This window comes from Bradyrhizobium sp. NAS96.2, assembly GCF_001908235.1.
Lineage (GTDB): Bacteria > Pseudomonadota > Alphaproteobacteria > Rhizobiales > Xanthobacteraceae > Bradyrhizobium.
In genome coordinates this window covers 22,523-41,312 of record NZ_LGHK01000159.1, presented here as the reverse complement: position 1 = coordinate 41,312, position 18,790 = coordinate 22,523, and the positions used below count along the sequence as shown (strand labels likewise).

The 18,790-nt window shown below is 65.1% G+C and carries 18 protein-coding genes, 1 tRNA gene and 1 pseudogene; 8 read left to right on the top strand and 12 right to left on the bottom strand.

From position 1 onward, the window contains the following. Positions 1–43 precede the first annotated feature (43 nt). On the top strand, positions 44–937 hold the full coding sequence (locus AC628_RS29845) for a complex I NDUFA9 subunit family protein (protein WP_083633198.1): 894 nt from the start codon (positions 44–46) through the stop codon (positions 935–937). Positions 938–1,006: 69 nt separating this feature from the next. Here the strand turns inward: AC628_RS29845 and AC628_RS29840 are convergent. After that, positions 1,007–1,083: transfer RNA gene (locus tag AC628_RS29840), tRNA-Met, on the bottom strand. A 317-nt stretch (positions 1,084–1,400) separates the two neighbouring features. Here AC628_RS29840 and AC628_RS29835 point away from each other — a divergent pair. Both AC628_RS29835 and AC628_RS29830 read left to right on the top strand, forming a co-directional pair. Beyond that, complete coding sequence (locus AC628_RS29835; protein ID WP_074130334.1) at positions 1,401–2,834, top strand: aldehyde dehydrogenase family protein; 1,434 nt, start codon at positions 1,401–1,403, stop codon at positions 2,832–2,834. Between the two features lie 128 nt (positions 2,835–2,962). Then, positions 2,963–4,570 (top strand): GMC family oxidoreductase, encoded by a 1,608-nt coding sequence (locus AC628_RS29830; RefSeq protein WP_074130356.1) that lies wholly within the window; start codon positions 2,963–2,965, stop codon positions 4,568–4,570. 211 nt (positions 4,571–4,781) lie between these two features. Here the strand turns inward: AC628_RS29830 and AC628_RS29825 are convergent, their stop codons facing one another. Further along, positions 4,782–5,543: an SDR family NAD(P)-dependent oxidoreductase gene (locus AC628_RS29825; RefSeq protein ID WP_074130333.1), complete on the bottom strand. Its 762-nt coding sequence runs from the start codon at positions 5,541–5,543 to the stop codon at positions 4,782–4,784. 109 nt (positions 5,544–5,652) lie between these two features. Between AC628_RS29825 and AC628_RS29820 the strand changes: the two genes are divergently transcribed. From AC628_RS29820 to AC628_RS29810, 3 genes are all read left to right on the top strand, one after another. Continuing rightward, on the top strand, positions 5,653–6,168 hold the full coding sequence (locus tag AC628_RS29820; protein WP_074130332.1) for a CvpA family protein: 516 nt from the start codon (positions 5,653–5,655) through the stop codon (positions 6,166–6,168). A 150-nt stretch (positions 6,169–6,318) separates the two neighbouring features. Further along, on the top strand, positions 6,319–7,101 hold the full coding sequence (locus AC628_RS29815) for an SDR family oxidoreductase (RefSeq protein ID WP_050422723.1): 783 nt from the start codon (positions 6,319–6,321) through the stop codon (positions 7,099–7,101). Continuing rightward, positions 7,098–8,087 carry an NADPH:quinone reductase gene (locus tag AC628_RS29810; protein ID WP_074130329.1) on the top strand — a complete coding sequence of 330 codons (990 nt, stop codon included), beginning with the start codon at positions 7,098–7,100 and terminating at the stop codon, positions 8,085–8,087. The genes AC628_RS29815 and AC628_RS29810 overlap by 4 nt, the downstream gene beginning before the upstream one ends. 212 nt (positions 8,088–8,299) lie before the next feature. Here AC628_RS29810 and AC628_RS29805 read toward each other — a convergent pair whose 3' ends face one another. From AC628_RS29805 to AC628_RS29780, 6 genes and pseudogenes are all read right to left on the bottom strand, one after another. Then, positions 8,300–9,070 carry an esterase/lipase family protein gene (locus AC628_RS29805; protein ID WP_074130327.1) on the bottom strand — a complete coding sequence of 257 codons (771 nt, stop codon included), beginning with the start codon at positions 9,068–9,070 and terminating at the stop codon, positions 8,300–8,302. A gap of 203 nt (positions 9,071–9,273) precedes the next feature. After that, positions 9,274–10,558, bottom strand: a pseudogene (locus AC628_RS29800) (DUF445 domain-containing protein). A 253-nt stretch (positions 10,559–10,811) separates the two neighbouring features. Next, positions 10,812–11,288 (bottom strand): phasin, encoded by a 477-nt coding sequence (locus AC628_RS29795; protein WP_074130326.1) that lies wholly within the window; start codon positions 11,286–11,288, stop codon positions 10,812–10,814. 181 nt (positions 11,289–11,469) lie between these two features. Next, on the bottom strand, positions 11,470–12,066 hold the full coding sequence (locus AC628_RS29790) for a GNAT family N-acetyltransferase (protein WP_074130324.1): 597 nt from the start codon (positions 12,064–12,066) through the stop codon (positions 11,470–11,472). Next, on the bottom strand, positions 12,063–13,145 hold the full coding sequence (locus tag AC628_RS29785) for a PHA/PHB synthase family protein (protein ID WP_074130322.1): 1,083 nt from the start codon (positions 13,143–13,145) through the stop codon (positions 12,063–12,065). The genes AC628_RS29790 and AC628_RS29785 overlap by 4 nt, the downstream gene beginning before the upstream one ends. Further along, a complete protein-coding gene (locus AC628_RS29780) occupies positions 13,142–13,525 on the bottom strand; it encodes a hypothetical protein (protein WP_074130320.1) in 384 nt (127 codons plus the stop codon). The genes AC628_RS29785 and AC628_RS29780 overlap by 4 nt, the downstream gene beginning before the upstream one ends. A gap of 185 nt (positions 13,526–13,710) precedes the next feature. Here AC628_RS29780 and AC628_RS29775 point away from each other — a divergent pair, with 185 nt between their 5' ends. Both AC628_RS29775 and AC628_RS29770 read left to right on the top strand, forming a co-directional pair. Next, positions 13,711–14,631, top strand: coding sequence for an alpha/beta fold hydrolase (locus tag AC628_RS29775; RefSeq protein ID WP_074130318.1), 921 nt, complete (start codon positions 13,711–13,713; stop codon positions 14,629–14,631). A 189-nt stretch (positions 14,632–14,820) separates the two neighbouring features. Further along, positions 14,821–15,216: a nuclear transport factor 2 family protein gene (locus AC628_RS29770; protein ID WP_502689789.1), complete on the top strand. Its 396-nt coding sequence runs from the start codon at positions 14,821–14,823 to the stop codon at positions 15,214–15,216. 168 nt (positions 15,217–15,384) lie between these two features. Here the strand turns inward: AC628_RS29770 and AC628_RS29765 are convergent, their stop codons facing one another. The 4 genes from AC628_RS29765 to AC628_RS29750 are packed head-to-tail and all read right to left on the bottom strand — an operon-like array spanning position 15,385 to position 18,764. Further along, positions 15,385–16,479 carry a branched-chain amino acid ABC transporter permease gene (locus tag AC628_RS29765; protein WP_245321388.1) on the bottom strand — a complete coding sequence of 365 codons (1,095 nt, stop codon included), beginning with the start codon at positions 16,477–16,479 and terminating at the stop codon, positions 15,385–15,387. Further along, the gene (locus AC628_RS29760; protein ID WP_074130315.1) at positions 16,476–17,342 is read right to left on the bottom strand and encodes a branched-chain amino acid ABC transporter permease; all 867 of its coding nucleotides are present in this window, start codon (positions 17,340–17,342) and stop codon (positions 16,476–16,478) included. The genes AC628_RS29765 and AC628_RS29760 overlap by 4 nt, the downstream gene beginning before the upstream one ends. A gap of 7 nt (positions 17,343–17,349) precedes the next feature. Further along, positions 17,350–18,054 (bottom strand): ABC transporter ATP-binding protein, encoded by a 705-nt coding sequence (locus AC628_RS29755; RefSeq protein WP_074130313.1) that lies wholly within the window; start codon positions 18,052–18,054, stop codon positions 17,350–17,352. After that, entirely contained in the window at positions 18,051–18,764 is a 714-nt protein-coding gene (locus AC628_RS29750) for an ABC transporter ATP-binding protein (RefSeq protein ID WP_074130312.1), read from the bottom strand. Before AC628_RS29750 ends, AC628_RS29755 begins: the two co-directional genes overlap by 4 nt. Positions 18,765–18,790 lie beyond the last annotated feature (26 nt).

The window sequence follows — 18,790 nt, the reverse complement described above, 5'->3', positions numbered from 1 at the left end:
ATCGCGCTTTAAAGGAGCAGCCACGAACGGTCGCAGCGTCACCGTGTTCGGCGGAACCGGCTTTCTCGGCAGCCGGATCGTCCGCCATCTGCTCGATCACGATTTTGCCGTCCGGATCGCGTCACGGCATCCGGACGGAGGGCCGGGCCGACCTGATCCGGAGAATCCACGACTTCAATCCGTAGAGGCCGACATTCACGACGAGCGATCCGTCGCGAAAGCGCTGGTCGGCATCTACGGAGTCGTCAATGCGGTCAGCCTCTATTGCGAGCGCGGACCGGAGACCTTCTACTCCGTTCACGTCGAGTCGGCTCGGCGGTTGGCAGCCCAGGCCCACCGGGCGGGAGTCGAACGGCTTGTTCAGGTGTCGGGGATCGGAGCCGATGCCGCCTCGCCATCCAGCTACATCCGAATGCGCGGCGAAGGCGAGCAGGCGGTCCGTGCGGAATTCGCCGATGCTTGCCTCGTCCGTCCGGCTGTGATGTTCGGACCGGACGACGCGTTTCTCAGCACCATCCTCAAGCTCCTTCGTCAGCTTCCAATCTATCCGATGTTCGGCCGCGGCCGGACCAGATTGCAACCGGTCTATGTGGACGACGTTGCGGAAGCGGTTGCCTGGATCATGGAGCGAGCCGAGCGCCGGCCAGCGGTCTTTGAGCTCGGTGGCCCAACCGTCTACTCTTACGAGCAATTGCTGGGAGCGATCGCGCATCAGGCGGGCCTCGCGCCTCTCCTGATCCCAGTCCCTTTTGCCGTTTGGGACGCGCTGGCATGGGCCTCCGAATTCCTTCCTGGTCTCCCCCTTACGCGCAGTCAGGTGGAGCTTATGCAGATCGACACCGTGTCATCGCCGCGGATGGCAGGATTCGCCGAGCTTGGCATTGCGCCACATTCGATCGAGGAAATCTTCCAGAGGATGTTGTCGGGTTCGGGGTGATGTCGCCTGGTCGACCGGGCAGCAAAAACCCCGGCAACCAATCAAGATTGCCGGGGCTTCGTACCAATTTGGTTGCGGGGATAGGATTTGAACCTATGACCTTCAGGTTATGAGCCTGACGAGCTACCGGGCTGCTCCACCCCGCGTTAAACCGTTGCATGCCTTGCAGAAAGAGTGCCCGAGCCGGTCGGCCAACGCATCAGATGGCGCCGATCGATCCGTCCGGAGGGCTTCCTGAGAAGGCGACCCGGGCCGAAGCCGTCGGGTGCGAGGGGTATGTATCAACGTGAGTACGGTTTGGAAAGCCCCGGATGCGGGTTTTTGAGGATTTTGTGACGTCCAAATCACCGGTTTTCCTGACAAATTTTACCGCCGGGAACCGGGCCTTGCCAGACCGCACGTAAAAGCGGAGCTTGGCGCCAACAAAATCCGTCAAGGAAACGTCATCCGAGGGGAAACGCCAATGGACCGGCCATTGAAGAGCCCGGGGCTGTACGCGCTTGAGGAGGTCTTTCACCGCCAATTCGAGCTGTCGCGCAGCGAGCCGGCGCCGACCTTGCAGGCGAGGCTGGACCGCCTGCGCCGCCTGCGCGCCGCGCTGACCGAGAACGAGGCGCGATTCGAGGCGGCGATCTCGGCCGATTTCGGCCACCGCTCCACCGTCGAGACCGCGATTGCCGAGACCATGCTGGTGCTCGGCGAGATCAAGCACGCCGCCAAGCACCTCAAGGGCTGGATGGCGCCCGAGAGGATCCCGACCACGGTCCAGTTCGCGCCGGCCAAAAACCGGCTGATCCCGCAGCCGCTCGGCGTGATCGGAATCATAGCGCCGTGGAATTATCCGCTGCAGCTGACGCTGGCGCCCGCGGTCGCGGCGATCGCGGCCGGCAACAGCGCCATCATCCAGCCGAGCGAGCTGGTGCCGCGGTTCTCCGAATTGCTGATGGAGGCGATCGCGAAGAAATTCGACACCGCCGAGCTCGCGGTCACCGATATCGACGACGACATCGCAAAGGCCTTTGCCGCGCTGCCGTTCGATCATCTGATCTTCACCGGCTCGACCCGAATCGGCCGGCTGGTCGCGGAGGCCGCCGGCCGCAACCTCACGCCGGTGACGCTCGAGCTCGGCGGCAAATCGCCCGCGATCGTCGACGGCTCCGCCGACATCGATGAGGCCGCGCAACGCATCGCCTACGGCAAGCTGCTCAATGCCGGCCAGACCTGCATCGCGCCCGATTACGCGCTGGTGCCGCAAGCCTCCATGCAGCCGTTCGCGATGCGGCTGCAGGGCCACATGCAGCACATGTTCGGCACCGATCCCAAAAATCCCGACTACACCTCGATCGTCTCGGACCGGCACTACGCGCGGCTCGAGGGCCTCGTCGCCGACGCCGCTGCGAAGGGCGCGACCATCATGCAGCCGGCGGCGCCGAACGATCCCGAGTGGAAGGAGCGGCGCAAATTCCCGCCGACCGTCATCGTCGACGCGACGCCCGAGATGACCGTGATGCAGGAGGAGATCTTCGGGCCGCTGCTGCCGGTCGTGGGCACGCGCGACGCAATGGAGGCGATCGCCTTCATCAACAGACGCGACCGCCCGCTGGCGCTGTACTGGTTCGGCACCGACAACGCCGCCCGCGACACGGTGCTGGCGCGCACGGTGTCCGGCGGCGTCACCGTCAATGACTGCCTGTTCCATTTCGCGCAGGCCTATCAGCCGATGGGCGGCGTCGGCGCGTCCGGCAGCGGCGCCTATCACGGCGAATGGGGATTCAAGACGCTGACCAAGCTGAAGCCGGTGTTCTACCGCTCGCGCTTCAACCGGCTGGCCGATCTCTATCCGCCTTACGGCGCGAAGGTCGCGCGGCTGGAGAAGCTGATGCGGCTGTTGTCGTAATATCCAAGGGCGTCATTGCGAGGAGCGAAGCGACGAAGCAATCCATGCTTCCGCGCTTCCGCTGTGGAACGGTGGATTGCTTCGCTTCGCTCGCAATGACGCAAAACGAAGACCAGGGGGAAACATACGTGACTGACACATACGATTTCGTGGTGGTGGGCGCAGGCTCCGGCGGCTGCGCGGTGGCGGGGCGGTTGTCGGAGGATCCGGCGACCTCGGTGGCGGTGCTCGATGCCGGCGGTAAGAACGACAATTGGGTGGTGACCACGCCCGGCGCCATCATTCTGATGCTCTCGAGCAAGCTCAACAACTGGGCGTTCGACACGGTGCCGCAGAAGGGCTTGAACGGCCGCATCGGCTATCAGCCGCGCGGCAAGGGCCTCGGCGGCTCCTCGGCCATCAATGCCATGGTCTATATCCGCGGCCATCGTGCCGACTACGACCAGTGGGCTTCGCTTGGCAACACCGGCTGGAGCTACGCCGACGTCCTGCCCTATTTCAAGCGTTCAGAGCACAACACCGAACTCGACGGCGAATATCACGGCAAGGGCGGGCCGCTCAACGTCACGGGCCTGCAGTCCGACAATCCGGTCAAGGAGATGTTCCTGCAAGGCGCGCGCGAGGCGCAGTTCCGGATCCGCGACGATTTCAACGGCGCCGAACAGGAAGGCCTCGGCATCTACCAGGTGACCCAGCGGAATGGCGAGCGCTGGAGCGCAGCGCGCGGCTATATCCATCCTCACATGGGCCGCCGGCCCAATCTGCGCATCGAGACGCAGGCGCAGGCGACCCGCATCATCTTCGAGGGCAAGCGTGCCGTCGCCGTCGAATACATGCAAGGCAAGGAGAAGAAGGTGCTGCGCGCAAAGCGCGAGGTCATCCTCTCGGCCGGTGCGTTCCAGTCGCCGCAATTGATGATGCTGTCGGGCATCGGCGACGCTGCGGCGCTCGGCAAGCACGGGATCGCCAGCGTGCATCATCTGCCGGGTGTCGGACAGAACCTGCAGGATCATCCGGATTTCGTGTTCGGCTTCGCCTCCGATGCACCCTATTTCTCGGGACTGTCGTGGAGCGGGATCGGGCGGATCATCAAGGGGATCGGGCAATACCGGCGTGAGCGGCGCGGCCCGATGACCTCGAACGTCGCCGAATGCGGCGGCTTCCTGAAGACGCGGCCTGAGCTCGACGTCCCCGACATCCAGCTGCATTTCTGCACGGCCATGGTGGAAGACCACGGCCGCAAGCCGCGCTGGGGCACCGGCTTCTCCTGCCATGTCTGCCTGCTGCGCCCGGCCAGCCGCGGCAGCGTGTGGCTGAACAGCGCCGATCCCCTGGCAGCTCCCGCGATCGATCCGAATTTCTTCGGCGAGGACAGCGACGTCGAGACCATGGTCGCGGGCTTCAAGATGACGAAGCGGCTGCTCGACACGCCGGCGCTGCGCGCGCTGCAGCAGAAGGACATGTTCACAGCAGATGTCCGCACCGACGATGACATCCGCGGCATCCTGCGGGCGCGCTCCGACACCGTCTATCACCCGGTCGGCACCTGCAAGATGGGCACCAATGATCCGCTCGCGGTGGTCGATCCGAAGCTGCGCGTGCACGGGCTCGAAGGCCTGCGCGTGGTCGATGCCTCGATCATGCCGACCTTGATCGGCGGCAACACCAACGCGCCGACCATCATGATCGGCGAGAAGGCCGCCGACATGATCAGGGCGGAGGCGCGGGCGGGGTGACGGGCGGCACGACCTGCGCCGTCATTGCGAGGAGCAAAGCGACGAAGCAATCCATGCTCTCCGCAAGCAGAGACATGGATTGCTTCGCTTCGCTCGCAATGACGCGTGGAAAGAAACAAAGAGATCGTAGCCCGGATGGAGCGAAGCGTAATCCGGGATCTTCGCGCGTACTCCCCGGATTTCGCTGCGCTCCATACGGGCTACAAATGCGTCAATTCAGCAAGAACCCGCCATCGACCGTCACCACGGTGCCGGTCATGTAGCGCGAGGCGTTCGACGCCAGCAGCATGATCGCGCCGTCGAGATCGGACTCGGCGCCGACCCGGCGCTGCGGAATCCGCTTTGCCAGTCGTTCGCCTGCCGGCGTCGACCAGAAATCATGGTTCATCTCGGTGTCGATGTAGCCCGGCGCCAACGCGTTGACGCGGATGTTGTTGCCGGCGAGCTCCAGCGCCATCGCCTTGGTGCCCTGGATCATGCCGGCCTTGGAGATCGCATAGGGCGACACCGCTTTCAGCACGCCCTGCCCGAGCACCGAGGCGACATTGACGATGTTGCCCGGCTGCTTGCGCAGGATCATGCGCCGCGCAAGTTCGGTCGAGAGGAAATAGGCGCCCTTCAGATTGGCGCTGATCACCGCGTCCCAATCCGCCTCGGTCTGTTCGGTCGACAGCTTCTCGATCGCGATGCCGGCATTGTTGATCAGGACCGTGATCGGACCGAGTGCGGCTTCCGCCGCGTCGAGCGCTTTCGCGATGCCGGAAATATCCGCGACGTCCATCTGCACCGCGGCGGCACGACCGCCCTTGGCGTTGATCTCCTCAGCGAGGTCTTTCAGCTTCGCGGTCTGGCGCGCCGCCAGCACCACCGCAGCGCCGCGCGCCGCCAGCACGCGGGCGAATTGCCGCCCGAGCCCCTGCGAGGCGCCGGTGATGAGGATGATTTCTTTACTGACATCGAATAGGTCGGACATCGACAGGTTCCCGGATTGAAGCGGACGATTGATAGCGACAATTGTCCCTGATGTAAGCACGTTTGATCAACCAGGGCGCCCGCAGGAGATTGGGGCGGGAATTTCCTCCATGAACCTCTTCGATGCCGCCGTGACCCTCGGCTTGTTGTTCGCGGTCGTGACTGGCTTCACGACCGGCCTACTGCGCAGCGCGGTCACGATCCTCGCCTATCTCGTCGCGATGCCGCTCGCGGTCGCCGCGCTGGCGATGATCGGGCCCCACATCGCGACGCTGCCATCCTCGCCCTTTCCGCCCAACGGCGTGCTGCTGTTCGGCCTGTTCCTCCTGATCGGCGTCATTCTCGGGAAAATGGCGCGCACCATGCTCGACGACGCCATCGGGTCGGACATCGGGATCGGCGACCGCCTCGGCGGTGCGCTGCTCGGCGCGATCAGGGTCGGGCTCGTCGTGACCACGCTGGTGCTGGTGTTCGATCAGCTGGTGCCGCTGGCCAGGCAGCCGCAGTTCCTCAACGGATCGCAATTGCGGCCGCTGTTCTCCGCGGCCGGACAGGCCGGATTCCGCTCGCTGCCGCCCGAAGCCACCATGGCGATCGAGCGGCTGCGGCGCGAGCAGCGCATCTAGCCGATTGAGTTGTGGCCAATTGAGTTGACCCGCCCGTTCCTGCCCGGCATGCACTTATGCATTGCACGTCCCTTATCGGCGCGGCCGAGCTTGGCTAGAATGGGGCCATCAAACCTTTACAAACCTACCCGACATCACAGGGAGTGAACCGTGGATCTTGGAATCAAAGGCCGCCGGGCCATCGTCTGCGCATCGAGCAAGGGACTGGGCCGCGCCTGCGCGATCGCGCTCGCCAATGAGGGCGTGCATGTCACGCTGACGGCGCGCGGCGCCGAAGCGCTGAAGCAGACCGCCGACGAGATCCGCAAGGCGCATCCGTCCATCACGGTCACCGAGATCGTCGGCGACATCACGACCCCCGCAGGCCGCGAAGCCGTGCTCAAGGCCTGCCCCGAGCCGGACATCCTGATCAACAATGCCGGCGGCCCGCCGCCCGGCGATTTCCGCAACTGGACCCGCGACGACTGGATCAAGGCGATCGACGCCAACATGCTGACGCCGATCGAGCTGATCAAGGCGACCGTCGACGGCATGATGGCGCGCAAGTTCGGCCGCATCGTCAACATCACCTCGGCGGCGGTGAAGGCGCCAATCGAGATCCTCGGCCTCTCCAACGGCGCGCGCGCCGGCCTCACCGGCTTCGTCGCCGGCCTGTCGCGCAAGACCGTGATCAACAATGTCACCATCAACGGCCTGCTGCCGGGCCCGTTCGACACCGACCGTCTGCGCGGCACCGCCAAGCCCGAGGCTGAAAAGCGCGGCATCTCGGCCGACCAGGTCCTGAGCGAGCGCGCCAAGCTGAATCCCGCCGGCCGCTTCGGCCGTCCCGATGAATTCGGCTACGCTTGCGCCTTCCTGTGCGGCGACAAGGCCGGCTTCATCACCGGGCAGAACATCCTGCTCGATGGCGGCGCTTTCCCGGGCACGTTATGAGAGCTGTTTGGTACGAACGGACCGGCGCGGCGCCGACGGTACTTACCGTCGGCGAGATGCCGACGCCCGACGCCGGCCCCGGCGAAGTCCGGGTTCGCCTCGAGGCCTCCGGCGTCAATCCGGCCGATGTCGGCCGCCGTAGCGGCAACTATCGCGCGATGGAATTTCCACGCGTGATCCCGAACAGCGACGGCGCCGGGATCATCGACCAGGTCGGTGAAGGCGTCACGCGCTTTGCCGTCGGCGACCGCGTCTGGCTGTTCAACGGCCAGCGCAACGGCCGCGCCTTCGGCACTGCGGCCGAGTACATTACGCTTGCCGACTACCTGGTGACGCCGCTGCCGCCGGACGTGTCGTTCGCGGCTGGCGCGACGCTCGGTATTCCCTGCATGACGGCGTGGTGCGCGCTGTTCGCCGACGGCCCGATCGTCGGACAGACGGTGCTGGTCACCGGCGGCGCCGGCGCAGTCGGCCACTATGCCGTGCAACTGGCAAAGTGGGGCGGCGCACAGGTGATTGCGACGGTCAGCTCCCAGGTCAAGGACGTCGAGGCGCGGCTTGGCGGTGCTGACATGGTCGTCAACTACCGGACTGAGGACGTCGTCTCAAAGGTGATGGCCTTCACCGAGAACCGCGGCGTCGACCGCGTGATCGACGTCGATTTCGGCGGCAATCTCGCCACCACGCTGAAGCTCATGGCGATGAATTCGACGATCGCGGTCTACGCCACCAACGGCAACCGCACGCCGACGCTGCCGGTGCGCGAACTGATGGAGAAGTGCATCACGGTGCGCTCGCTGGTGCTGTTCGCGCTGCCGCCGCCGCTGCTCGCGGCCGCGCAGGCCGACATCACGAAATGGCTGGAATCGGGCACCCGCGTGCACAACATCGCCGGGCAATTCGCGCTCGCCGAGACCGCCGACGCCCATCTCGCCGTCGAGAAGGGCGACAAGATCGGTACCGTGATCGTCGACTGCGCGCGTTAGTGCGCGCGAAGTTTTCCTTCTCCCTCTCCCCGTTCTTCACGGGGTCGAGACGAGCGAAGCTCGCTCTGAGAGGGTCGGGGTGAGGGGCGGTCACCGCGAAGAAGGTGATAGCGGAGTATGCCGAGACTCCCCCCTCACCCGGATCGCATCTGTCGATGCGATCCGACCTCTCCCCGCAAGCGGGGCGAGGTGAAGAGAGACCTTCGCAAGATCTATCGGTTGGGATTCGGATAGACCATGCTGCGCCAGCCGCTGCGATCGAACGGCGCCCACTCGCCGTCCTTCTGCGCGAGGCGATCGGCGACCGCATAGACCACGGCCGGATGATGGCCCATGCCGCAATGGCTGCTCTCGACCTCGATGCTGTCGGTCATCGACGAATTCTGCTCGCGGCAGCCCTGCCAGGCGCAGACGCCGTCAGTGCGGCTGAAGATCGCGGTGGTCGGCACCGGCGGCGCGCTGGCGAGCGAGCCGCCGAAACGGGAATCCTCTTCGTCGGCGCGACGGCCGCTGGCCATCTCGTAGACGCGCCAAGCGTTGGTCGACTTCGGGCCGGCGGCAAACGGGCTGCCGAGCGTGATCACCTGGCGCACGCGCTCCGGCATCATCTTGGCGAGCTGGCGCGCATAGAGGCCGCCGAGGCTCCAGCCGACCAGCGAGACCTTGCGGCCGCTGGTCTCGTTCATCTCCTGCAGCAGATCGACCATGCCGTCCTGCACGCCTGAGCGCAGCCCGAGGTTACGGCCCTGGCGCCAGCCGCTGACGGCGTAGCCCTTGCTCTTGAGGAAGTCGCGCAGCGGCCGCGTGGACATATCGGAGGCAATCAGCCCGGGCAGCACGAGTACCGGATGCCCGTCGCCGCGCGGCGCGAGGCTCAGCAGCGGCAATGCGCCAAGGAAGGCACCGAGCTCATGAATAGCGCGGCCTTCCAGGAACATGAGAGTCCTGGACGGCGGGCGTAGCGTCTGCGCAGCAACGGACATTTCAACTCCTCTTCGGACGGCCCCTGACGTCTCGGCGGCCGGCAATGGAATCAACGGGAATAGGTCAACGGAGTTGACGCAAGCCCGGCGGAATCGTTCCGCAACGCAACAATCAGTCTTGAAAAGCTAGGGAACCGGATACTTTGGTGCAAGCGGTCCAGGTCACACTTGTCACAACTATTGTGATGTCCGTGCCCAATCGGTCACAGCAGCCGCAGCACGTATTCCAGCGTGTAAAGCGCGAGCCCGGCAAGCCCGCCGATCAGCGAGCCGTTGAAGCGGATGTATTGCAGGTCCTTGCCGACATTGACCTCGATCAGCGAGATCAATTGCTCCATGTCCCAGCTCTTCATCTGGTCGGCGATGAAGCTCGAGACGCCGCTCTTCTGCTCGGCGACGACGGTACGCAGGATCGCGACCAGGCCCTGGTTGATCTCACCGCGTAGCTCGGCATCGCCGTGGAGCGCATCGCCGGCCTCGACGAACATTCTCGCCAGCTGATGCTGCAGCACCTGCGACTCGCCCGACGCGCTGCGCTCGATGAAGTCCTTGACGTTGGCCCAGATCGTGCGCCCGAGATTGGCGAGCTCCGGCCGCGCCATCAGATCGCGCTTGAGCCCGTCGATTCGATCGGCGAATGCCTTGTCGCTGCCGAGCCGATCGACGAACGACAGCAGCATGCGGTCGAACTCGCCGCGGAACGGATGCTGCGGATCGTTGCGCACTTCCTCGAAGAACTTCGTGGCCGAGGCGATGATCCGGTTCACCACGAACTTGTCGGCGCGATAGAGTCTCAATAGCGTCGGCATTTCCGCGCGGACCTTGTCGCGGATCACGGTCATGGTCTCCTGCTGCGTCAGCGTCTGGTGCAGCACGCGCAGGATGTCGTCGAGCAGGCCGCCATGCTTGCCCTCCTGCACGAAGCCGCGCAGCGCGCCGGCCGCGAGCGGCGCCAGATCGATCGCGAGCACCTGCGTCGTGATGCGGCGGCTGATGAACTGCATCAACCCCGAGCTCTCGGTCGCCGCGAACGCTTCGGGCAGCATCCGCAGCACGAAGCGGGCGAGATCCTCGGAGCGCTTGCGGTCGCGCAGCCAGTCGGCGATGAACGAACCGAAATCGATCTCGCGCAGCTTGGCCTCGACCGGCCCGGATTCCAGAAAATTGTTCTCGATGAATTCGCCGAGCTTCTCGGCGATGCGCTCCTGATTGCTCTGGATGATCGCGGTGTGCGGGATCGGCAAGCCGAGCGGCCGCTTGAACAGCGCGACGACGGCATACCAGTCGGCCAGCCCGCCGATGGTCGCGGCCTCCGCAAATGCCGCGACGAAGCCGAAGGCGGGGATGCACCGGCAGCAGCGCCTTCGCTGCGATGAAGATGATGAGTGTTGCAGCCAGCACCCCGGTCGCGAGCCACTTCACGCGGCGCAGCTCGGCTGCGCGTTCGGCATCGACGGGCGTTGCGATGAGGGCGGCGGGAAGGGTCATGAGGGTCGAAGGGGGCTCTCGCGTTGGCGCGACACTAGCCGTCATTGCGAGCGAAGCGAAGCAATCCATTTCACCGCCTGCGGAGAAATGGATTGCTTCGTCGCTTCAGCGCAAAATTGCGCTGCAATTTTGTCGCGAGCTCCTCGCAATGACGGCAGCTGCGACATCAACGATGTATGAGAAGCACCGGCAAAAAAGAAGGCCCGCGAAATGGCGGGCCTTCGAAAAGGGCAGTTGGTCAGGGCAAGTGCGATCAGGCGGTCTTGCCGTAGACCTTGGCGAAGTTGTCCTGCGCGGTCTTCGCACCGTCGGTGACGAGCTTGCCGAGATACTCGGTCGTGGCCTTCGCCCGCGAGACGAACAGTTCGCCACGCGCACGGACCATGTCCGACTGGATCTGGGCAGCTTCGCTCAGCGACTTGGCGGAAGCGAGCTTGTCGATGCCGGCGAAGAACGCCTCGGCGTCCTGGTAGATCGCCTGCTGGATGTTGCGGCTGATCTTGGCGGCTTCGGTCACCGAACCGGCAACAGCGGTCTCGATCACGTTGGTCACCTTCTCGGAGCCGGCATACGCATCGGCAGCGCGGGTCTTGGCGGCCTCGGCCTGCTTCTTCACGAACTCACGGGCGGCTTCCGGAACTTCCAGGTTCTGGAGCTTGGTGAACGCCTCGGTGACGGGCGCGAAGGCTTCCTTGACGCTGTTCAGCACGGAATTGGTTTCGGTGGTCATTGGGGTCTCTCCATCCTCAGGTTTGAGCTATGGGCTCACCCCGTCCGGATTGGCCCGGGGCAACGGTGTTATGACACACCCCATGGTGCATCGCAACATAGATGTTGCAGCGCGGTATCACGAACTCGTGAATAGCATGAATAACCGGCAGATTGCCTGCGGAACCGGCAGATAGAGGTATTTAACCACCACCAACTGCTCCGGGTAGCCCGTAGGCCTCCATCTGCGCCCGAACCTGCGCCACATTGTGCCCGAGCACGACGATGTCGTGGGTCTTGCCCTCGACGTCGCGGACATGGTCGCGCAGCAGGGCCTCCGCCTTGAAGCCGAGGCTTTCGAACAGCGCGATCGCCGCCCGCTGGTCGACCGTCATCTGCACCGAGAACTTCTCCAGCCCGGCGCCAAGGGCGATAGCGAATGTCTCCTGCGACAGCGCCCTGCCGACGCCCTGCCCGCGCACGTCGAGCGACACCACCATCCGGATCTCGCCGACATGCGGCGACCAGGAGTGCGGATCGCGCACAAGAGTGCCGCAACCGACCACCGTGCCGTCCTTGACCGCGAGCAGGCTCGTGATGTCGCCGCGCTCGATCTCGTTGATCCAGGCCGACAGCACCTTCGGCTGGCTGATGTTGCGCGGCAGGAACAGCAAATCATGCGTCGGCAGTTTCTGTGCGAAGGCCAGCACCGCGGCCTCGTCGGCTCGCTTCATCAGCCGGAACTCGATGTCGCCCGCCTCGGTCTTGACGTGGCGCGGATAGGAACGTTGTTCGGTCATGTCGATCTCTTGCCCAACCAGGAGTCCAGTTTCGGCCACAGCCGTTTGATTGCATTAGCGCCGGCGACCAGCGAGACGTGACCGCCTTTCAGCATCACCTCCTCCTTGTCCGCCGAGCCGATCTTGGTGATGAGGTGCTTTGCCGCGTCATAGGGCACGATGTGGTCGTGCTCGGCGACCGCGTGCAGAATCGGCACCTTGATGTTGGCAAGCTTGGCCTCGCGGCCGCCCACCGTCATGGTGTCGTTGTAGAGCTTGTTGTCCCACATCAGGTCTTTGGTGATGGCGCGGAAATACTCGCCCGCGAGCGGCAGCGTGTCGGTCGCCCAGCGGTCGAACATCCGGTACGATTTCACGAACTCGTCGTTCCAGATGTTGTCCCAGAGCTGGATCTGGCCGACGACGCGCGCGGCCGGCCGCAGCATGTCGAACGACTGCAGGATCAGCTCGGGCGGCATGTTGCCGGTGCTGTCGATCAGGCGGTCGACGTCGAAGTAGCGGCGGTCGGAGAAATTCGAGAACAGCTTCATCTCGCGGAAGTCGATCGGCGTGGTGAAGCAGATCAGGTTCTTCATCGGCCCGTCGTTGAAGATCGAGCCATAGAGCAGCGACAATACGCCGCCGAAGCAATAGCCAATCACCGAGACGTCCTTTTCGCCGGAATCCTGCTGCACCCGGCGGACTGACTCCGGAATGAAGTCGAGGACGTAGTCCTCCATGCGCAGCGATTTCTCCTCGGGCTTCGGCGCGGTCCAGTCCAGCATGTAGACGTCGAAGCCGCGCTTGAGCAGGAATTCGATGAAGCTCTGCCCCGGCACCAGATCGAGGATGTAGCCGCGGTTGGTGGTCGCCATCACGATCAGGACCGGCACGCGATAGACTTCGCTGGCCTGCGGGCGGTAGTGATAGAGGTTCATGGTGCCGCGTGAATACAGCACGTCCTTCGGTGTCTCGCCGAGCGTGGGACCGGAGCTCGAGAAGTACTCGACGCCCTTGATGCTGCGCTGGATCGCGCGCTGCACCTCGGACTGGACCCGCTCGGAGATCGAGGCGAAATCAAACGGGGTGGGAGCATTCATTTGCTGTCTCCCTCCGATGGCGGGCGCCTGGTGCGCGGCGGCCGTGGCGTTGCGCCGTGGCCGTCGTCCGGCGCCAGCGAATTGTGATGCACCTGCTGCAGCAGCGTCTTGATCTCGTTGAGCTGGTTCTCCATCGACTGCAGCCGCTCCGCCATCCCGACGAGCTGGGCGCGGCTCGGCAGGTTCATCGCCAGCAGATATTTCTCCATCAGCTCGCCGAGCTGCTTCTGCGCGCCCGCCGCAACGCCGCCGGCTTGATTCATCACCTTCGAGAATTCAGGCGAGCTCATCAACTGGTTGCCGAAGGAGTTGAACCCCTTCTCCATCTCGCCAATCATCGCCTGCCAGATCACGGCAGGGTCGTTGCCCTTGTCGGCCATGTGGCCCTCCTCCACAGCAATCTCGAGCGCTTGTCGCGCTTCGGTTTGTTTGTTTGTGCCATACGACACTGTTGCCATTGATCGGTCAACTGCGCGGCGCGCCCAGCGACGTCGAAGCTCTTCTGCGCTGCGTCAATCCATGGCAGCATGCAGGTTCCTGACCGCGAATCCAGGAGAGGACGCCCGTGACCACGCTCGCTCATCAGTTGCCGCAATTAACCCGCGCCAACGGCATAGACATCTGCTACGAGATATTTGGCGATGCGAATGCGGAGCCGCTGCTGCTGATCATGGGCCTCGGCGCCCAGATGATCCATTGGGACGACGAGTTCTGCCGTCAGCTCGCCGCGCGCGGTTTTCGCGTGATCCGGTTCGACAACAGGGATATCGGCAAGTCGTCTCGACTGAGCGGCGGCAAGCGGTTGGGTGCGCTCGAGCTCATCAAGCTGCGCTTCCTGAAGATCCCGGTCGCGGCGCCCTACAAACTGGCCGACATGGCACGGGACACGATCGGGCTGATGGACGCGCTCGGCATCCGCAAAGCGCATCTGGTCGGCGCCTCGATGGGCGGCATGATCGCGCAGGAGGTTGCGATCACCTTTCCCGAGCGCGTGCTCTCGCTGACCTCGATCATGTCGACCACAGGCAATCCAAAGATCCCCGGCCCGACCCGCGAGGCGACCGCGGTGCTGATGGCGCCGCCGCCGAAGAGCAAGGAAGAGTATTTCGTCCGCTACGGCCAGACCTGGAAGGTGTTGCGCAACGGCTCGTTCCCCGAAGACGAGGCGCTCGATCCGGAGCGCGCGCGGCGCACCTTCGAGCGTGGCCTCAACCCGGAGGGCGTCGGCCGCCAGCTCCGCGCCATCCTCGCCTCCGGCAGCCGCAAGGAACGATTGCGCAGCGTCAAGGCGCCGACGCTGGTGATCCACGGCACCGTCGATCCGCTGGTGCATCCCGAGGGCGGCAAGGACACCGCGGCCTCGATCCCCGGCGCAAAGCTGCTGATGATCGAGGGCATGGGCCATGCGCTGCCGATCCCGATGTGGACGCAGATCATCGACGCCATCGACAAGCACGCGCATGGCGCCGCGGCAAAGGCGGCGTGAGGCCAGTATCTCCTGGTGACCATGTGAGCCGGGGGTGCGTTCTTCCGGCCGCGTCATGGAGGCGGTAGAGAGCGGGATGCGCCGCGCGGGCCGCGCGCCGTCAGCCTCGGGAGTCACCAGATGAAGACCCTTCTCCGGCCACGGACAGCCGTCGCCGCTCTCCTCCTCGCGCTTGCGTCTTCCACAGCGATGGCCGCACCCAGCGAGGCGCAACAGGAAGCCAACCGCAAGGCGGTGCTGGCCTTCTACGACAAGGGGCTGAACCAGAAGGACGCCGATGCTGCGCTCGCCTATGTCGGCAACCGTTATGTGCAGCATAATCCCGGTGCGGCCGATGGCCCCGACGGCTTCCGCAAATTCATCGGCTTCCTGCGCGAGAAGTTTCCGAACTCGCACAGCGAGATCAAGCGTTCGTTCGTCGACGGCGACTACGTGATCCTGCACGTCCACGCCGTGCGCGAGCCCGGCACCCGCGGCAACGCGATCGTCGACATCTTCAAGCTCGAGGACGGCAAGATCGTCGAGCATTGGGACGTGGTGCAGCCGATTCCGGAAAATCCGGCGAACAACAACACGATGTTTTGAGGTTCACCTCTCCCTTGGGAGAGGTCGGCGCGCAGCGCCGGGTGAGGGGTTACGGTGTCTCGTGGGAGCTGCGCCCCCTCACCCGATTTGCTTCGCAAATCGACCTCTCCCCAATGGGGAGAGGTGAAGCGAGCACGTAGCCAGCAATTCAAGTCTACCCACCATGCGCTAGCGGCTGCGGCCGAGCCAGCGCTGCGTCGGAAACAGTTGCACCTGCCAGCGGCGGGCCGCCGCGCCCCACACGCCCCTCGGCATGAACAGCATGATCAGGATGGCGAGCGTGCCGAGCACCACCAGATAGAGGCTGCCATACTGGGCGAGCCAGGTGACGAGCCCCCAGAGCAGGAGCACGCCGACCATCGGACCTTCGATCGTACGCACGCCGCCGATCACGACGATGAAGATCACGTACGCAGTCCAGTCGGTGACGCTGAAGGCGGCATCGGGCGAGATGCGCGCCTTCTGCAGATAGACCACCGCGCCGACCATGCCGGTGGCGAAGGCGACCGCGATCCACAGCAGATGGCGGATTCGCGCGGTGCGGACGCCGACGCTGCGCGCCGCCGGCCCATTGTCACGGCTGGCCGCCAGCGCAAGGCCATGGCGCGAGCGGATGAAAGCGTAGATGCCGAGCGTGACCAGCACGGCGAGCAGCAACGCCAGCCAGTAGACCAGCACGTCGCGCGCCGCCGCCGGGCGCAAGCCTAGCAGCGCCTGCACCGCCTTCAGCCCGAACATCTGCGACAACTCGCCGGGCGAGATCGACATCCCGGTGCCGCCGCCGAGCGACTTGAACTGGGCGCAGATCAGCCGCAGCGCCTCGGCGGCCACCCAACTGCCGATCGCGAAATAAGGTCCTTCCAACCGGAACAGCAACGGCCCGAGCAGCGCCGCGATCAGCGCCGCGAACAGGCCGGCCAGCGGGATCGCCGCAACGGGATCGAGCCCGGCCATCACGATGCCGGCGAACAGTGCATAGGCGCCGAGCCCGACAAACGCCTGCTGCCCGACCGACACCAGCCCGCCCCACCCGGCCAGCACGTTCCAGAGTTGCGCCAGCGTCAGCATGGTGAGGACGAAGATCAGATCCTGAATCAGGTTGCGCGATGCGATCGCCGGCAGCGCGGCAAGCACCACCACCAGCGCGATGCCGGCCACGGCCGCGATGCGCGACCGGCGCGTGCCGACCCTGATTTGCCACACTGGCACACCTGCCGGGCACTGCTCCCGGCCAGCCGGCATATCGATGCTCTCGACGCTCATGTCCGCCTCGCCGGAAAGAGACCGCGCGGCCGTACCATCAACACGGCCAGGAACGTGAGATGGCCGGCGAGGATCTGCCACTCCGGATTGATCCGGCCCCCGATCGCCTGCGCGAGCCCGAGCACGATGCCCCCGGCCAGCGTGCCCCACAGGCTGCCGAGGCCGCCGATGATCACGGCTTCGAACGCATAGAGCAGCCGCGCGGGACCGATCGACGGATCGAAGCTGGCGCGGATGCCGAACACGATTGCGGCGATCACCGAGACCGCGAGCGAGAGCCCGACCGCGATCGCATAGACATTGCGCTCGTTGACGCCCATCAATTGCGCGATCGCGGGATTATCGGCGGTGGCGCGGAAGGCGCGGCCGAGCGAGGTGCGATAGAAGATCAGCTGAAGCAGCGCGACGGCGGCGATCGCCGTCACCAGCGCGGTCAGCGGCGCGAGGCCAACGCTGAGGCCAGGTGCCAGCGTCACCGACGAGGATTCGAAGGCGCCGGCTTGCAGGCGGCGGCTGTCCGCGCCATAGCCGAGCAGCAGCCCGTTCTGGATCACGATCGACAGGCCGAAGGTGACGAGCAGCGGCGGCAGGATATCGTCGCCGAGCACCCGCTCCAGCACCAGCCGCTGCAGCACGAAGCCGAGCACGAACATCGCAGCGACAACCAGCAGGGATGCGGCCGCGAGCGGCAGGCCAAGCGCGGTGGTGGCGCTGAGCACCAGATAGGCGGCGAGCAGGATCAGGTCGCCATGCGCCAGATTGACCAGGCGCATGATGCCGAAGATCAGCGACAGGCCGAGCGCGAACAGCGCATAGACGCCGCCGAGCAGCACGCCTTCGATGATGGTGTCGAATCCGCTCATCGCTCCCTCATGCTCCGAAATAGGCCGCGCGGATCGTGTCCTGATCCACGTCCTTGGGCCGTCCACTCAGCGTCACGCGACCTTCCTGCAGGCAATAGAAGCGGTCGGCGGCCCGCAGCGCGCGGGCGATGTCCTGCTCGACCAGCACGACCGCGGTGCCGCCAGCGCGAATCTGCGGCAGCATCCGGTAGATGTCCTCGACCACGATCGGCGCGAGGCCGAGGCTGATCTCGTCGCACAGCAACACCGAGGGATTCGACATCAGCGCGCGGCCGATCGCCACCATCTGTTGCTGGCCGCCGGACAATGCCGTCACGGCACCGCGCCGCCGTTCCCTGAGCACCGGAAACATCCGGTAGACCGCGGCGAGATCCCACGGCGTGCTGCGCTCGCCGCCATAGGCGCCGATCAAGAGATTCTCCTCGACGCTGAGCGACGGAAACAGCTGACGGCCCTCCGGCACCAGCGCAAGGCCGAGCCGCACGATGCTGGCGGCGGACGCATCGCCGATCGCCCGGCCATCGAGGCGGATGGCATCGGGACGGTTCTTCACGAGACCCGCGAGCGACTTCAGCATCGTCGACTTGCCGGCGCCATTGGCGCCGATCACCGCGACTGCCTCGCCTTCCGCCAACTCGAAATCGATCCCGAACAGCGCCTGGAAGTCGCCATAGAACGCATCGAGCCCTGACACATTGAGCAGCGCGGTCATGCCGGCACTCCCATGTAGATGGTCTCGACCTCGCGCGAGCGCATCACCTCGGCGGGTAGCCCCTGCGCCACCACCTTGCCGAAGTTCAGCACGACCAGCCGCTGCACCACCGCGAGCAGCGCGTGCACCACATGCTCGATCCAGATGATGCCGACACCTTCGGCGTGGATGGTGCGGATGGTTTCGACCAGCTCATGGCATTCGGCGTCGGTGAGACCGCCTGCAATCTCGTCGAGCAGCAGCGTGCGCGGCCTGGTGGCAAGCGCCCGCGCCAGCTCGAGGCGCTTGCGATCGAGCAACGGCAGGCTGCCGGCGAGCCGGTTGGCCTTGGCCTCGAGGCCGGTCAGATCAAGCATGCGGCCGCAGTGCTGGACCGCGTCGGTCTCGGACAATCCGCCGCCGAACTGGGCGGCAACGGCTAGATTCTCGAACACCGAGAGATGATCGAACGGCTGCGGAACCTGGAATGAACGGCCGATCCCGGCACGGCAGCGCGCCTCGGGCGAGAGACCCGTGATGTCGACGCCATCGAGGACGATGCGGCCGGCATCCGGCCGCAGCAGCCCGGTTATCAGGTTGAACAGCGTCGACTTGCCGGCGCCGTTCGGCCCGATCACGCCCAGCGCCTCGCCGGACGAAAGGGTCAGGTCGATGGCATCGGCAACGACGATGGCGCCGAACCTTTTCGAGACGGAATGGAGTTCGAGCATATCAGCTCACCGCATGGATCCGCTGG